Genomic DNA, 17,145 nt, shown 5'->3' on the forward strand with positions numbered 1-17,145 from the left:
TCACTTCTTTCCGACGGCGGCGGCGAGGGCGCTGGCCAGGTCGCCCTCGACCGTTGCCTTGTCCAGGCCCAGGTTGGTGAGCACGCCGGCGCCGTCCTCCTGCTCCAGCAGGGCGAGCAGGATGTGCTCGGTGCCGATGTAGTTGTGCCCGAGGCGCAGCGCCTCCCGGAAGGTCAGCTCAAGCGCCTTCTTGCCGCGCGCGTCGTACGGGATGAGGTCCGGCACCTGCTCGGCGCGCGGTGGCAGGACGGCAGCGACCGCCTCCCGTACCGCCTCGGGGGTGGCGCCGCGACCGGCCATCACCCTGGCGGCCAGCCCTTCCGGCTCGGCCAGCAGGCCCAGCACCAGGTGCTCGGGGCCGATCTCGGCATTGCCGCCGGCGCGGGCCTCCTCCTGCGAGGCCATCACCACGTTGCGGGCGCGCGGGGTGAACCGACCGAAGCCGGCGTTGGGGTCGAGCGCGGCCGCGTCGGTCGCCTTCGGCACGAAGCGCTTCTGGGCGGCCTGCTTGCTGACGCCCATGCTGCGGCCGATGTCGGTCCAGGAGGCGCCCGAGCGCCGGGCCTGGTCGACGAAGTGCCCGATCAGATGATCAGCGACCTCACCGAGGTGGTCGGCGGCGATGACCGCGTCGGTGAGCTGGTCGAGCGCGTCGGTGTGCGCTGTCTTGATCGCCTGGATCAGGTCGTCGAGCTTGACGGTGCTGCCGATCTGAAGAGGATCTGTCATGCGTCAACCATAGGTTGACGCACCCGCCTCGTCAACCCTGAGTTGACGATGGTGGTTCCGCCAGGCGGCGTACTCCGGCAGGAGCTGCGCGACGGCCTCCGGCGACGGCATGCCGGCGATCTCCTCGGAGATCAGTCGTGCGGCGTCGCGCTGGTCGACCTGACCACGCCGCGGCAGCAGGAGGTGTGTCTGCTCGGCGATGGCGCTCGCGTCCACCTCCCCGGGGAGGAGCCGAAGACCGACCCCGGCCGCGGTGAGGGCGTCCGCGTTGGCGAACTGGTCCGCGCCCTGCGGCAGCAACAACTGGGGTACGCCCGCCGCGAGCGCGCCGAGGGTGGTGCCGCTGCCGCCGTGGTGCACCACCACGTCGGCGAGCGGCAGCAACTCCGCCTGCGACACCCACGGATACACGCTGACCTGGTCGGGGATCTCTCCGAGCTGTTCCACTGGCACCCGGCCCGCCGCGACCACCACCTGCGCGCCAAGCGTCGCCAGACCGGCGATGGCCGTGCGGAGCAGCTCAGGCGTACCGAACGCCGTGCCGAGGGTCAGGTAGATCAACGGCCGGCCCAGGCGAGCGGGCAGTGGGGCCGGCGTCGAGAACGCGACCGGTCGCAGCTCGATCCGGCGTTCGGTGGCGAGAAAGTCCCTGTCCTGCAGCGAGGGCGGCCAGATGTCCAGGTGCGGCCGGCCGACGACCTCGGCGTTCCTGGTCGGGAGTTCCAGGCCGATGCCCTCGGGAAACATCCGTCCGAACCCGTGCCACAGGCCCGGGATCCCGGCCCGGTGAGCCGCCACGGCCGCCCCCGGCAACCCCCACTCGTGCACCACCAGGTCGGGCCGCAGCCGCGCCAGCTCCGGTGCGAGATCCTCGGCGTACACCTCGTAGAAGGCGTCGCCAGGGCGGAACGGCCGCAGGCCGTTCGCGGCGAGTGGCGCGTGCACCTCCGTCCCGGCGGCGAAGTGGACCTCGTGCCCGGCGTCCCGGGCGGCGATCGCCAGCGGTATCAGCGGATAGGTGTGACCGACGGACGCAAGACTGGCGAACAGCACACGCATGGCGACGGACCCTACCTGCCGGACCGTGGGCTCCGCCGGTCCGCCGGCCCGGATACGGTGAGCTCCGGTCAAGTCGAGAGGGCGGTCATGCGTCTGCACGTGGGGTGCGCGATGTGGAGTCACCGGTCGTGGCCGGGCCACCGGCTGCCGCCCACGGAGCGCCTGTGGCACTACGCCAGTTGGTGTGACGCCGTGGAGGGCAACACCACGTTCTACGCGACCCCGGCCCGAGAAACCGTGGCCTCGTGGGCCGCCCAGACGGACCCCGGCTTCCGGTTCGTCCTCAAACTTCCCAAGGCCATCACGCACGAACGCCGACTCACCAACGTCGACGAACCACTGCGCGCGTTTCTGGACGCCATCGAACCACTCGGCCCACGCGCCCACGCCCTCTGGATCCAACTGCCCGGCTCGTTCGCCCCCGCCGACGTACCGGCCCTGGGCCGTTTCCTGCAACAGCTTCCGCGGTCCCACAGGTACGCGGTGGAGGTGCGCCATCAGGCGTTCTTCACCGAGGAGCCAGCGGCCCGACTGCTCAAGGCGACCCTCGCCGCCGCCCGCGCCGAGTGGATCCCCTTCGACACGACCGCCTTCTTCGCGAGCCCGCCGACCAGTGACGCGGAGCGGGACGCCTGGACCAAGAAGCCCCGCGTGCCACTCCGGTCCCTCGCGCTGACCGACCAGCCGATCGTCCGCTACCTCGGCCGTGACGACCCGACACGCACCGTCGAGGGGTGGCAGCGCTGGATCGACGTGACGGTGACCTGGCTACGCGAGGGGCGCTCGCCGACGATGTTCATCCACACCCCGGACAACGCGGAAGCACCGACGCTCGCCCGCCGGTTCCACGACGAGGTACGGGCACGCGTACCCGGGCTTGAGGCGTTGCCCGAGCCGATCCCGGTCGAGCCGTTGACGCTGTTCTGACGTGAACGGTCAGCCCTGCTGCTCGAGCAGGTCGTCGAGGTGGGCCGCCGTACTGATCAGCGAGAGGTGGCTGAACGCCTGCGGGAAGTTGCCGATCTGCTCACCGGTCGGAGCGATCTCCTCGGAGAAGAGGCCGACCGGGTTGCTGTAGGTGAGCATCTTCTCGAAGGTCAACCGGGCGTCGTCGATCCGGCCGGCCAGGGCGAGCGCCTGCACGTACCAGAAGGTGCACATGTTGAAGGTGCCCTCGGTGCCGGCGAGACCGTCCGGCGAGGCCCTCGGGTCGTAGCGGTAGACCAGGCTGTCGGAGACGAGGTCGGTGTCCATGGCCCGCAGCGTCGACTCCCACATCGGGTCGGTCGGCGAGATGAAGTTCAGCCCGGGCATCGCCAGCAGCGAGGCGTCCAGGATGTCGGAACCGTAGTGCTGCACGAACGCGCCACGTTCCTGGTTGAACCCGCGTGTCATCACCTGCTGGTAGATGGCGTCGCGTTCGGCGGACCAGCGGGCGATGTCGCCGGGGCGGCCCCGGCGTCGCGCGATCCGGATGGCCCGGTCCAACGCGACCCAGGAGAGCACCCGTCCGTACGTGAAGTTCTGCCGGCCGGACCGGGTCTCCCAGATCCCGTCCTCGGGCTGGTCCCAGTGGTCGCAGAGCCAGTCCATCAACCCTGCCGTCTTGCGCCACCCCTGGTACGGCGGGATGAGACCGTTGCGGTCCGCGAGTTCCAACGAGATGAGCGCCTCGCCGTAGATGTCGAGTTGCAGTTGGCCCGCCGCGCCGTTGCCGATCCGCACCGGTGCCGATCCGCGGTAGCCCTCCAGGTGACTCAGCACCTCCTCCGGGATGTCAGGTGAGCCGTCGATGCGGTACATGATCTGCAGGGGCATGTTGTCGTCCCGTGCCTCACGGATGCGCGCGTCGAGCCAGAGCAGATACTTCTCGGCCTCGTCGGTGAAGCCCAGACGTAGCAGCGCGTGCACCGAGAAGGACGCGTCCCGGATCCAGGTGTAGCGGTAGTCCCAGTTCCGCTGCCCGCCGATCTGCTCGGGCAGCCCGGCGGTGGGCGCGGCGACAAGGGCGCCGGTCGGGGCGTACGTCATCAGCTTGATGGTCATCGCCGACCGCTCGACCACCTCCCTCCAGCGGCCCTTGTAGCGGGAGCGGCCCACCCACCGCCGCCAGTGGTCGCGGGTCTCGGCGAGCAGTTCGCACGCCTCGTCGGTGGTGAGTGCCCGGGGCGCGCCCGGGCAGGCCGTCTCCAGGACCACCCCGCCGATGTCGCCCGCGTGCAGGCTGAAAGACGCGGACACGCCCTCCGCGTCGCGGCGGATGTCCCTCGCCTCGAACTGCCGTAACGAGCCCTTGAAGGGAGTGAGGGTGAGAGTCAGCGTCGGGCTCCGGAAGACATCGCCCTCGGGGTGTACCTCCAACTCGTACGGATCACGCCCGTAGTTGAACCGCGGGCGGCAGTGGAAGCGGAACTGCATGCTCCCCCGGACCATCCGGACCAGGCGGATCAACCGATGCCGCTCGGTGGCCTCCGCACCGGTGACGGGCATGAAGTCCAAGAGCTCCCCGACACCGTCAGCGCTGTGGAAGCGGGTGATCAGGATCGGCGTACCGGGCAGGTAGAGCTGTTTGCTGGAGTAGTCGACGCCGTCGGGCGAGAGCTGGAAGTGGCCGCCGTTGCGGCGGTCGAGCAGCGCGCCGAAGACGCTCGGCGAGTCGAAGCGCGGCGCGCAGAACCAGTCGACGGTGCCGTCCGTGCTGACCAACGCTGCGGTCTGTAGGTCACCGATCAGACCGTGGTTCTCGACTGCCGGGTAGCTCTGCACGTTGTCCCCCGCCATCCGTGCTGGCAATGGCAGCGACTACCCGGGAACTGACGGAAGATGCGGCGCGGGGGTCGGTTCGGGCGACCCGGAAGGGGGCGCCGTCGACCTCGCCCCGTCCCGGTACGCGAATCAGTCGCTCAGATCGCGCGGAAGCTCGTGTACCGCCCGGCCGGATAGGTCCGGAGCGTGCCCACACCCGTCGCCTGCCCGGAGCAGTCCGCGCTCCGGTAGAAGGTGACGTCCTGGAAACCGCTCCAACCGACGTGGCTGTCGGCGGTCGAGGGCAGCGGCGTACATGCACCGGTCGGGGCCGGGAAGTGCTTTGTTGACATCGCAAGAATTTGGTTGAGGTGTTCACCTGTTTCCGTGGTCCCTCGAACAACGTCGAGACCCACCGCTCATTGAGGAAGCAAACCTTCCGCAATCGTCGATAGCGTCATCACCAACCACATCGACGAGAGGACACCCGATGAGCCTGCGAGGATTCGCCACACTGAACATCTGGGCGGACGACGTGGCAGCGGCCACGGCCTGGTACGCGGACTTCCTCGGGATCGAGGCGTACTTCATGCGCCCCGGCCCCGACGGGCGCCCGGCCTACACCGAGTTCCGCATCGGGGACTACCAGGCCGAGTTGGGCATCATCGACAGCAGGTACGCACCGGCCGGCGCGGCGACCGGGCCGGGCGGTGTGGTGATGCACTGGTGCGTCGACGACCTCGACGCCACAGTCGAGCGGCTGCTGGCGTCGGGTGCCACGGAGTACCAGCCGATCACTCCGCACGGGGACGAGGGGTTCATCACCGCGGCCGTGGTCGATCCGTTCGGCAACGTGCTGGGGGTCATGAAGAACCCGCACTACCTCGACGTCCTCGCCTCGCTGAAGGCGACCTGACGGAGGTGCCGGGGCGGTTCAGTCCCACTCGTCCCGGTCGGCCGTGCGCCGCACCAGCGCTGCCGCCTCGTCGGCGTTGAGCCCGCTTGCCATCAGCAGGTCGTGTGCCGACGTGCGGAAGTCACCCGCGGCGATCATGCCGGAGTAGCCCAGCCGGTGGGTGTGCGGGCGGGTGGGATCCGACGCGGCGGGTCCCTGCGCCTTTCCGACCAACTCGACGGCGGTCAGGATCTGCTGGCGCGCCTGTTGCGGCTCTGCCCGCGCGCGGATCGCGCAGCGCAGCGTCTGCACGCTGTCGGCCAGCAGGTCGATGGCCGCTGGCAGCTCCTCCGGCACCGGTTCGCCGTCCCGCAGGACCCTGGTGAGTCTCCTCGCGATCGCACGCCAGGCGTACAGGCTGCGTTCCATGTGTCGGACGGCCTCGGTGTAGAAGGCCAGGGATGGGCGCTCCCGCCAGCGCAGTGGCGCCAGTCGCACCACCTCCTGGGCGGCGCCGAGCCCCTCGTCGAGCACGGTCAGCCGGGAGCCGAGGCCGCGTAAGGCGCCCAGGTTCCGCTGGGCGCCGTCAAGATCCCGAAGACGCAGCGCCGTGGCCAGGTCGTGCATGGCGGCGATGGCCGGGTCGAGGACGGGTTCGGCCAGACGCCGCACGGTCCGCTGCGGGTGGATGGGCACCAGCAACAGACCGACCGCCAACCCGACCAGTCCGCCGACTGCGGCGTCGACGAAGCGAGGGACGGAGAGGTCACGTACGGGCGGTTCCAGGGTGGCGATGAGCACCGCGGTGCCACCGGCCTGGGTGAGCAGGGAGCCCCCGCCCTTGAGCAGCACCGCGACGATGATCGCCAGCACGACGACCACACCGGTCTGCCAGGCCCCGATGCCGAAGAACGGCATGAGCGTGTCACCGACGGCGAGCCCGAGAACCACCCCGACCAGCAGTTCGATGGTGCGCCGCAGGCGTGAGCCCATCGCGGCGGCCACGATGCCGACCGCTGTGGTGGGTGCGAGCACCGGGGCTGGATTGTCCAGGAACTGGTACCCCACGAACCAGGCGATCGTCGCCGCGACGCCGGCCTGCACGGCGAGCAGCCAGTAGAGGCGCAGGCGCCAGGCCCGGGTGCGCAGCCCGTGCCGCACCCGCTCGCGCAGGCCGGCCCAGGTTCGGTCGGCCCGCGACACCCGGTGCGGGGGCGGGCCGTGGTCAGCTGCCGGCTCCTGCTTGGCGGGCATCCGCGCCGCTTACCCGGCGCAGGCGGACCTATCCGGCGAGCGAGCCGAATCGTGTGGGCGCCCGTCAGTGGGCGGGGTTCGGCGTGTGCGGGAGTTTGCCGAGTTGGCGCCAGTTCGTCTCGGCTACGTCGACACCGTAGTGCTTGGCGGCGGCGAGGATGTTCTGGAAGGCCAGGTCGCGGTCCTTGTCGGAGACGCCCTGCACCTGGTCGAACCGGGCTATGGCATTGCGGACGTGGCTCGCATCGGTCATCGGTTCCTTGCGTTTGCCGGGGAACGCGAAGACGGTCTCCGGCAGCTCGCGCTTGTCCTTGTCCGACAGGCCGCCGTGCTTCTCGTGGGGCTTCCAGGTCGATGTCATCGCCCAGCATTACCCGTGCACAGTCCGGCAGCACCTCCGAAGCCGACATTCTCCGGACACGGCCCTGCGTACTTTAAGGAAGGTTTAAAGACCTTCCGGGCGCGGGCCGCAAGCGCCTACCATTCGGCCGCCGTGGCCGTTCGGGTCATCCTGGCGTCTGCTCGTTGGGAGTGACCCGTGTCGTACGAAAGCCCGCCGCCGCCCCGCCACCGCGTTCCGGGCTGGCTCGGCCGCAACAGAGCTGGCGTGGCCGTCGGCATGGCGGCCGTACTCATCATCGCGGCCGGGGGCGTGTACCTGGCCAACGGTACGGCGCAGCCCGAGCCGTCCAACGCGGCCAACGCCCTCGAATACCCGTCGCCACCGGCCGGGCAGCCGGCGTCGCCCGGGGTGGCGGCATCGGTCGCCGCGACGCCGTCGGCCGCCACGACCCCGTCGGCCGGTGCGACACCGTCGACCGCTGCCGCGCCGAAGGCCCCGGCGACCGGTTGGATTCCGGTCGACCGGGCGACCTGGAAGGCGCAGGCCGACGCGTACCGGGCGTTGAAGATCGACCCCGTGCCGTCCGGGGTGGGCAACCTCCCGGAGTTCCGGGCCGACTGCCAGTACAGCCACCGGCTACCGGACGACCCGATCGTCGCCCCCGGCCTACCGGGCGCGTCCCACATGCACTCGTTCGTCGGCAACAAGGCCGTCGACGCGAGCACCGTCGCCGGCGACCTGACGAAGTTCACGGCCACCTCCTGCAAGCCCGTCCAGGACCACTCCGCCTACTGGGTGCCCACGCTCTACGACAACGCGACGGGAAAGCCGGTCGAGACCAGCGGGTTCCGGGTCTACTACCGCTCGCTGGCCAAGAACTCCACGGGCCAGATGCCGATGCCCAACGGCCTGCGCATGATCTCCGGCGACGCCAAGAAGAAGAAGCCGACCCCACGGGGCGCGACCGGCCAGTTCTACTGCGCCTTCTACGGCCCCGGCGACCTCGACGGCATCGCCCGCAGCACCAACGGCAACTGGCCCATCTGCGGGGGCGACGCGACGCTGCACTTCATGATGCAGTTCCCCGACTGCTGGGACGGCAAGCACCTGGACAGCCCCAACCACAAGGACCATGTGGCGTACGGCAGCGGCAACTCCTGCCCGACCAGCCACCCGGTCCGGATCCCGGCGATCACCTTCGACATCCAGTACCCGGCGAAGGGCACCCCGGCCGGCTACTACCTCTCCTCCGACAAGGAGGGTAAGAGCGCCTCGTCGATGCACGGCGACGCGTTCGTGATGTGGGACGTCGACACCATGAACAAACGCACCAAGAACTGTGTCCAGGGCCGCCGGACCTGCGACAACTACGGCTACCAGAAATAGCCGGGGCCAGGCCCGTGTCGGCCTGGCCCCGGGGTCTGGTCGGTCAGCTACGCAGCGTCCACGACTGGTTCGTGCCGCCGTTGCAGGACCAGAGGATGAGCTTCGTACCGTTGGCGGTGGCGGCGCCGTTGGCGTCGAGGCAGAGCCCCGACTGGGCGTTCGTCACGGTGCCGTTGCTGTTGATGTTCCACTGCTGGTTCGTGCCGCCGTGGCAGTCCCAGATGATGACCTGGGTGCCGTTGGCCGTGCCGTTCCCCGAAGCGTCCAGGCACTTGTTGCCGTACACGGTCAACTGCCTGCTGGCGGTCTGGGTCCACCGCTGGTTGGTGCCACTGCCGCAGTCGTAGAGCTGCACCTGGGTGCCGTTGGTGGTCGAGGAGTTGGGCACCTCGACGCAGCGGCCGGACTGACCGCCCACGAGCTGTCCCTGCCCCGTACCGCTGCCACCGCCCTGCTGCTGCCGGACGATCGCTGTCGACTCGGCCGACCGGTTGCCCTGTGCGTCGACGACGTACAGGCGGTACTCGCCCTGGGTGGCCGGTACGGCGATGGACGTCGCGTTGCCGGCCGCCCTGGTCATCGTCGCCCCGGCGGTGAAGGTGGTCGTGCCGTACGGCGCCAACCAGACCGACTTGGTGGCGTCGCCGATGCTCCGGATCGGGATCGACGCCGTGGCGCTGGTGGCGAAGGTGCTGGCCGGCAGCACGTAGTTCGGTGCGGAGAAGCCGCTCGCCGGAATGATGTCCCGGTAGGCGTCCTCAAGGCCGGAGTTCGCCGCGATGCCGTACGCCGCCGCCGGCCAGACATAGTCGGAGGAGACGAGGATGTCGGCGACCGTGCTGTTCGGCAGGTTCTTGTTCGAGACCTTGTTGATCGGGCCGTAGATCTGCGTGATGCTCAGATCGTGCTTCCGCCCGAAGTCATCTGAGTTGATCATCCAGGTGACGTTCTTGTCGATGCTCAGGACGTTGTCGCGGAAGGTGATGAACGCCGAGCCCTCGTCCGGGTGCAGCCCGTACTTGTGGCCCGACGGGACGCCCTGGAGGTAGTTGTTGGTGATGGTGGTCCCGGGCTGGCTCCCGAGCGTGTAGATGGGGGCCGTGTCGCTGAGACGCTGCACCGTGTCGATGATGTGGTTGTAGCTGATGGTGTTGTTTCTCGCCGTCGTGGTGGGTCGGTTGGGCTGGATCGATCCCGACGACCCGTCGAAGTTCCACCAGCCCCAGCCGAGCGTGATGCCCGACCACGGGGCCTTCTCGATCCGGTTGCGCTGAATGGTGAGGGTGTCGGCGAAGTACGCCGAGATGGGGCTGTGCCCGTTGAACAGGACGGCGCTGTCGTACAGGTAGTTGTTCTTGATGTCGATGTTCTTCGGCAGCCCCTCGACCGACGCGGAGAACTTCTCCCGGTTGGTCGACGTGCCGTCGCCGATGTAGACGTGCTGGGGATGACCGACATTGATGGCCGACCCCGCGATGTCGTTGGTGGCGTTGCCGATCAACTGCGTGCCCTGCACGTCGTTGACCATGCTGATGCCGTCCGCGCCGGTGTGCTCGATCCGGTTGCGCTGCAACAGGAGGCCGTCGGCGTTCTGGATCTGGATGATGCCGGGGGTGACGTCCACGTTGCGGTAGTGGTAGACGTGGAAGTTGCCCTTCGCGTACACCTGCGCTCCGAGGTTGCCCTGCTGCGCCTGCTTGAAGGACGAGCCGGCCACGACGATCTGGCAAGGCGGAACGTGACGGCTGCTGGATGCGCAGCGATCAGCTCGCCGGTCGCAGCGCGCCGAACCGTACGCCGGTGGCCTGTTCGGACAGTTCCCACAGACGGCGGCCGTGCTCGGGGTCGGTCGCGGCGGTGGAGAGCTTCGCCGGCGCGGGGTGGCCGCGCAGCTCGCCCGGCCCGCCCGGGGCGACGAGCTGGCCCGGCTGCGCACCGGGGTCGGTGGCGGCGAACAGTTGCGGCCAGACACCGCGATCGACCGGCTGGGCGAGGAGCGGGTTGCCGATCCGGCCCAGCAGCAGTCGCCAGATCGGCGTGGTGGCGCTGCTCTGCAGATTCGTCGCGGTGTAGCCGGGGTGGGCGAGGAAGCTGCCCAGCGGACTCGCCACGGCGTTGAGCCGCCGGTGCAGCTCGTAGCCGAAGATGGCGTTGGCCAGCTTGGATGTGTTGTAGAAGCCCATCGGAGAGTAGCCCCGCTCGCCGGTCGGGTCGGCGAAGCGCATCTTCGCCTGCCGGTGGTTGATCGAGGTGACGGTGACCACCCGTGGATCGCGGCCGGCCAGCAGGAGGTCGAGCAGGAGCCCGGTGAGAGCGAAGTGCCCGAGGTGGTTCGTGGCGAACTGCACCTCGTGACCCTGCCGGCTGAGGGTGCGCGGCATGGCCATCACCCCAGCGTTGTTGATCAGCACATCCACCCGGCGATGGTCGGCGTGCATCCCGTCGGCGAACTCCCGCACCGAGTCGAGGTCGGCGAGGTCGATCCGCCGGACTTCCAGGTCGACGCCGGGCCGGGCCGCGGCGATGTCGGCCGCCACCCGGCGACCTCTCTCCTCGTCGCGGACGGCCAGCACGACGCGCGCACCGCGGACGGCGAGTGCCCGGGTCGTGACCAGGCCGAGGCCCGCCGTGGCACCGGTGACGACGAAGGTGCGGCCGCTCAGGTCGGGAATCTGTTCAGTGGACCAACCATCGACAGTCATGCGACCCACTGTGCTACTTGTGGCACTCAGTGTCAAGAAATACGCATGATGTCAAGGTCGGCATCATGTGGCAGCGGATGACGTAGCATCGACTGATGAAATCCCGTACGGACAACAGCCTGGCCGAGCGCAAACGCCAGCTCGTTGCCGACGAGTTGCGTGATGCCGCCCTGATGCTGCTCGCGACCAAGGGTTTCGACGCGGTGACAGTCGACGACATCGTGGCGGCGGCCGGCATGTCGCGGCGTACCTTCTTCCGCTACTTCGCGTCCAAGGAGGACGTGGTCGTCCGGTTCCTGGCCGACACCAGCGCGGACATCATCACCGAACTCGCGGCCCGCCCGCCCGCCGAGCCACCGTCGGTCGCGCTGCGCCACGCACTCTGGGTGCCGCTCGCCGCCTGCAACGACCACCCGGAGCACTCCGAGCGGGCCCGGGTCGTCGTCCGTCTGATCCTGGACACCCCCGCCCTGCACGCCCGCTGGCTGGAACGCCAGATCGAGTGGCGCACCGAGCTGTCCGCCGAGTTGGCCAACCGTTGTCACCTCGACCCGCACACCGACCCCTACCCACGGATGGCCGCCGGGATGGCACTGCTGGCACTCGACACGGTGCTTCAGCGGTGGCAGCCGGGCGACGACGAGCAGCACCTGGCCGAGCTGATGGACCAGGCGTTCGCCGTCGTGGCACCGGCCCTCGACGCGCCGGCCGCGTCACCTGCCGCCGGCTGAGCGCGAGTCAGCGCGGTTTCAGCGCCCTTTCCGGCAGCTCAATACGTTCGCGGCATGACACTCACACGTTCCACGCGCACCAGGCGCGGGACTGCCGTGCTGGCGATGATCACAGTCACCGCGGCAGGCGTGCTCTTCGGTGAGCCCGCGTCGGCCGATCCTGTCCCCGTCCCCATCCCTCAGGCAGCGCTCACCGACCGGGCCTTCGGCCAGGTCGCCGAGATCCACCTCCAGGGTGCCGCTCGGATCAAGACCGCCGTGCTGTCGGCCGAGTTCGTCCAGTGGCACCGGCTGCACCCGAACGCCACCGCCGAACAGGCACAGACCCAGCTCACCGCACGTCAGCAGCTGCTCAACGGCTCGCTGACCGCGTTCGACCTCCTGCTGCCCGAACAGGACCTGCTGCTCAAGTCCGTCGACATCCTGCTCGGCGCGCCCGGCGGCGACACCCGGACCTCGCCCGAGATCACCGGCCTGGTCCGGGCCGTGATCGGCAAGACGGTCGAGCCGTGGGACACCCGCGAGGAACTCGCCTCCGGTGCGCTGCGGACCGCCCAGTGGCTGCGCGGCCGTGACGACGCTCTCGCCGCTGCGTGGTCCGCGACCCGACAGGCGGGGGCAGCCAGCCCGCCGGTCGCCACCGCGTGGAACGCCGTCCTCGGTGCGCCCATCGGGGTGGACATCACCAGCACCTACGAGGAACTCCGGCAGGATCCCGGGCTCTCGCACGTGGACCTCGACGCGATCCTGGCACTGCGGGACGACTCGGTGGCGTACGTCGCGGCCGCCAAGCAGCAGCTGGCCAACCTGCACGCCCAGCTGCTCGGCCTGAGCCTGGAGATCCGCCTCGAGATCGGTGAGAACACCAGCAAGTGCCCGCCCGAAGGCCCGCCGAGCGCCGAGTGCACAGCGGCGGCCAGGAAGGCCGCGGAAGACCGGGACAAGGCTCGGCAGCAGACGATCTCCGACGTCAAGGCCGGAGTGGGCATGGTCTCCACCATCATCGGGTTCGCCGACCCCGACGCCGGCAAGAAGTCCAAGGTGATCGGGGAGGCGGTCCTCACCACCATCAGCGCGATCTCCAAGTACGCGGCGGCGATCACCGGCCGCGGCCTCGCGGGCTCGATCTTCAGCACCGCGACGTTGGCGACGCCGCGACGGCCACCACCAACGCGGCACTGGACACCACGCTGACGCCGACCCTGCGCGGTATCCTCCAGGCCCGGCAGAAGTCCATGTACGACCGGGTACGGGAGCAGAGCACCCAGGTCAGCGGAGCGATACCCACCGCCCTCAAGAAGGTGAACACGGCGGCGCGGCTGCTCCAGGCGTACACCCGGTTGGGTCTGCCCAACGCCTGCGAGCCCGCCGTCGACTCGTCGAACCTGCCCGGTGACCCACTGGGCGACTGCCTGATCACCAGCGCGCGGTCCCGCGCCAACACGCTCCTGCAGCGGTACGAGGTGTGGGCGGACCAGATGACCGCCGGCCTGCACCGCGAGCGGGTGCCGTGGATAAACGACACCCTGCTGGGCCTGCGCATCACCACCCGCCTGACCCACGCCAATTGACCCAGGGGGTTGCCGGCGTCCACGGACGCCGGCAACCCCGGGACGGTGGTCATCGACCATGACCTTCAACTGTGGTGACCGGTCGGCAAGCCTGCCGAGCGTCCGGCTTGCATCCGGCTCGCCGAGGTCGAGGCGAAGATCGCCGATGTGCAGGTCATCGCCGACACACTGCGCGCCGCGCTAGAAGCCGGCCGCGACGACCTCGTCGAGTGCGCCCGGCAGCCGTGCTGCCCCATCCCCCTCACCACCATCGGTACGGTCCACGGATGACCGTCGTCCGCTCGATCCTGTTGTTCGTCGTCGCCGCCCTGTTCGAGATCGGCGGGGCGTGGCTGGTCTGGCAGGGCTGGCGCGAGCACCGCGGCCTGTGGTGGATCGCCGCCGGAGTCATCGCCCTCGGTGCGTACGGATTCGTCGCCACCTTCCAACCCGACCCGAACTTCGGGCGCATTCTCGCCGCGTACGGCGGCGTGTTCGTCGCCGGATCCCTCGCCTGGGGCGTGATCGTCGACAGGTTCCGGCCCGACCGGTGGGACATCATCGGCGCCGGCATCTGCCTGATCGGCGTCGCCCTGATCATGTACGCGCCGCGTTCGGCAGGCGGCTCCTGATCGCCACGAAGCCGGTGGCCTGGGGTTGCATGACAATTCGACCGGAGAAGCGGCGCACCGGAGACGTTCGGAGTGTTCGGACCTGTTCGGAACTGTCCCCGCGGCTGTCATTCACAAACGGATCGCGCCCACCATCGATCGTGACGACCACACCGGTCGTTTCTTGACGGTAGGAGGTTGCCGATGATCCGCAAGAGTTCACGCTGGTTCGGTGCCACGCTGATGGCGTTGGTGCTCACCGCCACCGGGCTCGTGGCCACCACGAGCACCGCTTCGGCGGGGTACCCCATCCTCGTGTATTCGGCCGACCCGTACTCCGCCGGCAACGGCTTCGCCATCTACACCAACTCCGGGATCGATGCGGCGTTCAGAGCCTGCGACGAGGGCGAGGCGGACGGCCGCCGTACCATTGGCCGGATCTGGTGGGAGCCCGTGTACGCCAAGGTCACGCTCCACGCGGCGAACGGCAGCGGCACCTGCTCCGAGCCTTACTACGTCAGGCTGCTGGCGGGCACGCGGGTCTATGTCGAAGCATGTGAACGCAAAGGCGCCAACGGCGCCGACGAGAAGTGCCGAACGACCTGGGACATCGTGGGGTGACTGAAGTCGGCCGGCCGGCGTTCGTTAGCCGGCCGGCCGTCAGGCCGTCACCGCCGACGTTTCGCCGGGCAGGACGCTGGCGCGAGCACCGCGGCCTGTGGCGGATCGCCGTCGGAGTCTTTCGCCTCGGCGCGTACGGAGTCGTCGCGCCGGTGGTGGGCGAGAGTGGCAGCGCCGAGCATCAGGGCGCCATCGCTCAGTTCTGCGGTACGGTCGGCGTCAGGTTCACCGATCCGCTCTGCCGATGATCGGAGAGATCATGGACGATGGCGTACGATCAATCGCCCTCACGGGCGCGTGCGCGGCGTTCGTCGCCACACCCGTTCTCGGGGCGTTGTTCGGCGACGGAGAGCAGACTGACCGCTACGACACGGTGATCACGCCTCCGGACTACGCCTTCGCGGTCTGGGCGCCGATCTTCGCCGGATGCATCGCCTCGACCATCGGTCAGTGCCTGGCGCAGGGCCGGGGTGAGCCCATGAGTCGGGCGGTCGGGTGGCCGCTGGTTGGCGCCTATGCGATGAACACCGCTTGGTCGATTGCCGCGCAGAGCGACCGTTTCGCGCTCACGCCGTTCCTCCTGCCGGCCGCCGCCGGCTTCGCCGCCACCGCTCACCTGCGCCTGCAACGCGCACCGAACACGACCACGTGGACCGCGCTCACACCGCTGAGCACGGGCCTCCTCCTGGGATGGACGACAGTGGCCAGCGCCGTCAACATCGCCGCAGCCAAGGTCGCCTCCGGCACTGCTCCGGACGCACCGCGCACAGTTGCCGCGTCCGCCGCCGGACTACTCGCCACCTCCGCCGTCGCAGCCGGCGCGGTCGCGCGAAGCCGGCGGGGACGGTTGCCGCTCGCGCTGGCCTCCGGGTGGGGGCTGCTGACGACGGCCCTGTCCGCCAAACGACCTCGCCGTGTCCGCGTCGTCGCCGCAGCCGGTGCTGTCATGATCGCCGCAGCCGCCGTGCATACCGGACGCAATCAGCACGGGAGTCGCGGGTAGACCACGCCTCTGGGCGTCGGCATCGCTTATGTCGCTACACCGCGCCCTCACCTCGCCGATGACGCCTACGCCGGGATGGAGCGTTCGGTAGCAGGTCGTCGTCGCGTCCGGTCTGGGGTAGCCCAGCGGCAGCGGCGAGGGCCTCGACGGCCTCGTCCAGTCCGGTGGTCTCGGGTAGGACGAGTTCGTCGGGCCAGCCCAGGACGTCATGGGCTGCGTACCAGCCGCTCATGTGCTCGGAGGTGAACTCGTCGGCCTGCGGGCGGGTGAGGTGCCGGCGCAAGGTTTCGGGCAGGGACACGTCGAGATAGCAAAACAGTGAGCGGCCGCGGTGGTCGTCCCGCAGAGAGGTCAGCATGCTGAGGTAGCGGCTGGTGTGCGGGATGCCCTCCAGCACCACGTGGTACCCGTGGTCCAGCGCGAACCGGACGGTCTGCCCGATCAACGCCGGTGCCGCGCCGCCGGGCTTGTCCCGCTCGCGCAGCAGGATGCGGCGCAGGTAGTCCTGCTCGACCAGGGCGCAGCCCCGGCCGTGTCGGCGTCGTAGTTCGCGGCCGATGCTGCTCTTGCCGGAGGCGGAGTTGCCCCGGATGCAGACGAGGATCGTGTCCGGGCTGCCGGTGGGTTCAGCGAGCACGATGCCTCCTCGGCTTCAATTGTTGCGCACAGTGAGTTTGAGGGCGGCGACGGTCAGCTGGGTGAGTTCAGGAAGTTGGTCCTCGCCGAGGGTGACGCCGCGCAGGTTGTCCAGCGGCGTCTTGAGGCCCTGGAGCCGGCTGCCTCGCAGATCGGTACCGTCGAGTTGGCAGGAGTCCAGTTCGAGTCCGGCGAGGTCACATGACCGCAGCGCGATGCTCCGTAGTCGGCAGGAAGACCACGCCCCGTCGGTGAAAGTGCAGTCGGTGAACGCGACCGAACCGGCGGCGGCGACGCGGTGGAAGGTGGCGTAGTCGAAGCGGCAGCCGTCGAACAGCACGTCCTTGAGGCGTACGTCGGTGAGCCTGGTGCCGGTAAACCGGGAGCCGGTAATGGCGCAGCGGTCGATGGCGATGCCGGTCAGGGTCGCGCCGGAGAAGTCGGTGCGGGTGATTTCGCAGCCGTAGACGCTTCCGGCTTCCCAGGTGCTCTCGCTCAGGTCCACGCCGGTGATCAGGCTGCTGCGGATGCGGGCGTCCTCAAGGTGCGAGCCGTGCCACGCTACGCCGTTAACGAGGGCCTCGGTGAGGCCGCCGGCGAGGTCCGTGGTGATGTCGAGGTCGTCCGGTTCGAGGTCCGGCAGCAGGACCTTCACGTCGCCGATCGTGGTGGTGCGCATGTGTCCTCAACCTTCGCGGGCGCGGTGTGGGCACGCCAGCAGTGTCGAGCCGGGCACCCTTCAATCTTCTAGCGCCCTGGGCTGCGGAGAACCGGTCTGAGTCGACCGTGACAGCTTTGGCCGGAAGCGGCGCCGCTTGAACGGCGTGCGCACGCTGCCGCAGGCGCCCTGGTAGCCCTTGTCGGCGAAGGTCATCACGTC

The 17,145-nt window shown here is 69.4% G+C and carries 19 protein-coding genes and 1 pseudogene; 9 read left to right on the plus strand and 11 right to left on the minus strand.

Annotated features, from left to right (window positions below; all coding sequences use genetic code 11):
- Entirely contained in the window at positions 1-729 is a 729-nt protein-coding gene (locus ACIBEF_RS12755; protein WP_396793551.1) for a Clp protease N-terminal domain-containing protein, read from the minus strand.
- 3 nt (positions 730-732) lie between these two features.
- Positions 733-1,788: a glycosyltransferase gene (locus tag ACIBEF_RS12760; protein ID WP_396793552.1), complete on the minus strand. Its 1,056-nt coding sequence runs from the start codon at positions 1,786-1,788 to the stop codon at positions 733-735.
- Between the two features lie 111 nt (positions 1,789-1,899).
- Here ACIBEF_RS12760 and ACIBEF_RS12765 point away from each other — a divergent pair, with 111 nt between their 5' ends.
- Positions 1,900-2,715, plus strand: a complete 816-nt coding sequence (locus tag ACIBEF_RS12765) for a DUF72 domain-containing protein (protein WP_396793569.1) — start codon at positions 1,900-1,902, stop codon at positions 2,713-2,715.
- Between the two features lie 9 nt (positions 2,716-2,724).
- Here the strand turns inward: ACIBEF_RS12765 and ACIBEF_RS12770 are convergent, their stop codons facing one another.
- On the minus strand, positions 2,725-4,554 hold the full coding sequence (locus ACIBEF_RS12770) for a glycoside hydrolase family 15 protein (protein WP_396793570.1): 1,830 nt from the start codon (positions 4,552-4,554) through the stop codon (positions 2,725-2,727).
- A gap of 137 nt (positions 4,555-4,691) precedes the next feature.
- Positions 4,692-4,886, minus strand: a complete 195-nt coding sequence (locus ACIBEF_RS12775) for a hypothetical protein (protein WP_396793553.1) — start codon at positions 4,884-4,886, stop codon at positions 4,692-4,694.
- A 137-nt stretch (positions 4,887-5,023) separates the two neighbouring features.
- Here ACIBEF_RS12775 and ACIBEF_RS12780 point away from each other — a divergent pair, with 137 nt between their 5' ends.
- Entirely contained in the window at positions 5,024-5,449 is a 426-nt protein-coding gene (locus ACIBEF_RS12780; protein ID WP_396793554.1) for a VOC family protein, read from the plus strand.
- 18 nt (positions 5,450-5,467) lie between these two features.
- Here ACIBEF_RS12780 and ACIBEF_RS12785 read toward each other — a convergent pair whose 3' ends face one another.
- The gene (locus tag ACIBEF_RS12785; RefSeq protein WP_396793555.1) at positions 5,468-6,682 is read right to left on the minus strand and encodes an aromatic acid exporter family protein; all 1,215 of its coding nucleotides are present in this window, start codon (positions 6,680-6,682) and stop codon (positions 5,468-5,470) included.
- A gap of 64 nt (positions 6,683-6,746) precedes the next feature.
- A complete protein-coding gene (locus ACIBEF_RS12790; protein ID WP_396793556.1) occupies positions 6,747-7,043 on the minus strand; it encodes a DUF6582 domain-containing protein in 297 nt (98 codons plus the stop codon).
- Between the two features lie 177 nt (positions 7,044-7,220).
- Between ACIBEF_RS12790 and ACIBEF_RS12795 the strand changes: the two genes are divergently transcribed.
- Positions 7,221-8,411, plus strand: coding sequence for a DUF1996 domain-containing protein (locus tag ACIBEF_RS12795; RefSeq protein WP_396793557.1), 1,191 nt, complete (start codon positions 7,221-7,223; stop codon positions 8,409-8,411).
- A 43-nt stretch (positions 8,412-8,454) separates the two neighbouring features.
- Here ACIBEF_RS12795 and ACIBEF_RS12800 read toward each other — a convergent pair whose 3' ends face one another.
- Positions 8,455-10,128, minus strand: a complete 1,674-nt coding sequence (locus ACIBEF_RS12800; RefSeq protein WP_396793558.1) for a ricin-type beta-trefoil lectin domain protein — start codon at positions 10,126-10,128, stop codon at positions 8,455-8,457.
- Between the two features lie 46 nt (positions 10,129-10,174).
- A complete protein-coding gene (locus tag ACIBEF_RS12805; RefSeq protein WP_396793559.1) occupies positions 10,175-11,113 on the minus strand; it encodes an oxidoreductase in 939 nt (312 codons plus the stop codon).
- A gap of 95 nt (positions 11,114-11,208) precedes the next feature.
- Between ACIBEF_RS12805 and ACIBEF_RS12810 the strand changes: the two genes are divergently transcribed.
- The 6 genes from ACIBEF_RS12810 to ACIBEF_RS12835 all read left to right on the plus strand — a co-directional run bounded on the left by ACIBEF_RS12810 (position 11,209) and on the right by ACIBEF_RS12835 (position 15,629).
- On the plus strand, positions 11,209-11,844 hold the full coding sequence (locus tag ACIBEF_RS12810) for a TetR family transcriptional regulator (protein WP_396793560.1): 636 nt from the start codon (positions 11,209-11,211) through the stop codon (positions 11,842-11,844).
- Positions 11,845-11,898: 54 nt separating this feature from the next.
- The gene (locus ACIBEF_RS12815) at positions 11,899-13,038 is read left to right on the plus strand and encodes a hypothetical protein (RefSeq protein ID WP_396793561.1); all 1,140 of its coding nucleotides are present in this window, start codon (positions 11,899-11,901) and stop codon (positions 13,036-13,038) included.
- Between the two features lie 41 nt (positions 13,039-13,079).
- Positions 13,080-13,415 carry a hypothetical protein gene (locus ACIBEF_RS12820; protein ID WP_396793562.1) on the plus strand — a complete coding sequence of 112 codons (336 nt, stop codon included), beginning with the start codon at positions 13,080-13,082 and terminating at the stop codon, positions 13,413-13,415.
- Between the two features lie 266 nt (positions 13,416-13,681).
- Positions 13,682-14,026 carry a YnfA family protein gene (locus tag ACIBEF_RS12825; protein ID WP_366612943.1) on the plus strand — a complete coding sequence of 115 codons (345 nt, stop codon included), beginning with the start codon at positions 13,682-13,684 and terminating at the stop codon, positions 14,024-14,026.
- 183 nt (positions 14,027-14,209) lie between these two features.
- On the plus strand, positions 14,210-14,626 hold the full coding sequence (locus tag ACIBEF_RS12830) for a hypothetical protein (protein ID WP_396793563.1): 417 nt from the start codon (positions 14,210-14,212) through the stop codon (positions 14,624-14,626).
- Between the two features lie 244 nt (positions 14,627-14,870).
- On the plus strand, positions 14,871-15,629 hold the full coding sequence (locus ACIBEF_RS12835; RefSeq protein WP_396793564.1) for a hypothetical protein: 759 nt from the start codon (positions 14,871-14,873) through the stop codon (positions 15,627-15,629).
- Between the two features lie 34 nt (positions 15,630-15,663).
- Here the strand turns inward: ACIBEF_RS12835 and ACIBEF_RS12840 are convergent, their stop codons facing one another.
- From ACIBEF_RS12840 to ACIBEF_RS12850, 3 genes and pseudogenes are all read right to left on the minus strand, one after another.
- Positions 15,664-16,266, minus strand: coding sequence for a kinase (locus ACIBEF_RS12840; protein ID WP_396793565.1), 603 nt, complete (start codon positions 16,264-16,266; stop codon positions 15,664-15,666).
- Positions 16,267-16,281: 15 nt separating this feature from the next.
- On the minus strand, positions 16,282-16,944 hold the full coding sequence (locus ACIBEF_RS12845; RefSeq protein WP_396793566.1) for a pentapeptide repeat-containing protein: 663 nt from the start codon (positions 16,942-16,944) through the stop codon (positions 16,282-16,284).
- A 105-nt stretch (positions 16,945-17,049) separates the two neighbouring features.
- Positions 17,050-17,145, minus strand: a pseudogene (locus ACIBEF_RS12850) (IS5/IS1182 family transposase); the annotation flags it as partial.

Origin of the sequence: Micromonospora sp. NPDC050795, assembly GCF_044456785.1 — a bacterium.
Taxonomy (GTDB): domain Bacteria; phylum Actinomycetota; class Actinomycetes; order Mycobacteriales; family Micromonosporaceae; genus Micromonospora.

Coding starts and splice junctions, on each gene's coding strand:
- ACIBEF_RS12755 (WP_396793551.1), bottom strand. CDS start 729: ATGACAGATCCTCTTCAGATCGGCAGCACCGTCAAGCTCGACGACCTG.
- ACIBEF_RS12760 (WP_396793552.1), bottom strand. CDS start 1,788: ATGCGTGTGCTGTTCGCCAGTCTTGCGTCCGTCGGTCACACCTATCCG.
- ACIBEF_RS12765 (WP_396793569.1), top strand. CDS start 1,900: ATGTGGAGTCACCGGTCGTGGCCGGGCCACCGGCTGCCGCCCACGGAG.
- ACIBEF_RS12775 (WP_396793553.1), bottom strand. CDS start 4,886: ATGTCAACAAAGCACTTCCCGGCCCCGACCGGTGCATGTACGCCGCTG.
- ACIBEF_RS12780 (WP_396793554.1), top strand. CDS start 5,024: ATGAGCCTGCGAGGATTCGCCACACTGAACATCTGGGCGGACGACGTG.
- ACIBEF_RS12785 (WP_396793555.1), bottom strand. CDS start 6,682: ATGCCCGCCAAGCAGGAGCCGGCAGCTGACCACGGCCCGCCCCCGCAC.
- ACIBEF_RS12790 (WP_396793556.1), bottom strand. CDS start 7,043: ATGACATCGACCTGGAAGCCCCACGAGAAGCACGGCGGCCTGTCGGAC.
- ACIBEF_RS12805 (WP_396793559.1), bottom strand. CDS start 11,113: ATGACTGTCGATGGTTGGTCCACTGAACAGATTCCCGACCTGAGCGGC.
- ACIBEF_RS12810 (WP_396793560.1), top strand. CDS start 11,209: ATGAAATCCCGTACGGACAACAGCCTGGCCGAGCGCAAACGCCAGCTC.
- ACIBEF_RS12815 (WP_396793561.1), top strand. CDS start 11,899: ATGACACTCACACGTTCCACGCGCACCAGGCGCGGGACTGCCGTGCTG.
- ACIBEF_RS12820 (WP_396793562.1), top strand. CDS start 13,080: ATGTACGACCGGGTACGGGAGCAGAGCACCCAGGTCAGCGGAGCGATA.
- ACIBEF_RS12825 (WP_366612943.1), top strand. CDS start 13,682: ATGACCGTCGTCCGCTCGATCCTGTTGTTCGTCGTCGCCGCCCTGTTC.
- ACIBEF_RS12830 (WP_396793563.1), top strand. CDS start 14,210: ATGATCCGCAAGAGTTCACGCTGGTTCGGTGCCACGCTGATGGCGTTG.
- ACIBEF_RS12835 (WP_396793564.1), top strand. CDS start 14,871: ATGATCGGAGAGATCATGGACGATGGCGTACGATCAATCGCCCTCACG.
- ACIBEF_RS12845 (WP_396793566.1), bottom strand. CDS start 16,944: ATGCGCACCACCACGATCGGCGACGTGAAGGTCCTGCTGCCGGACCTC.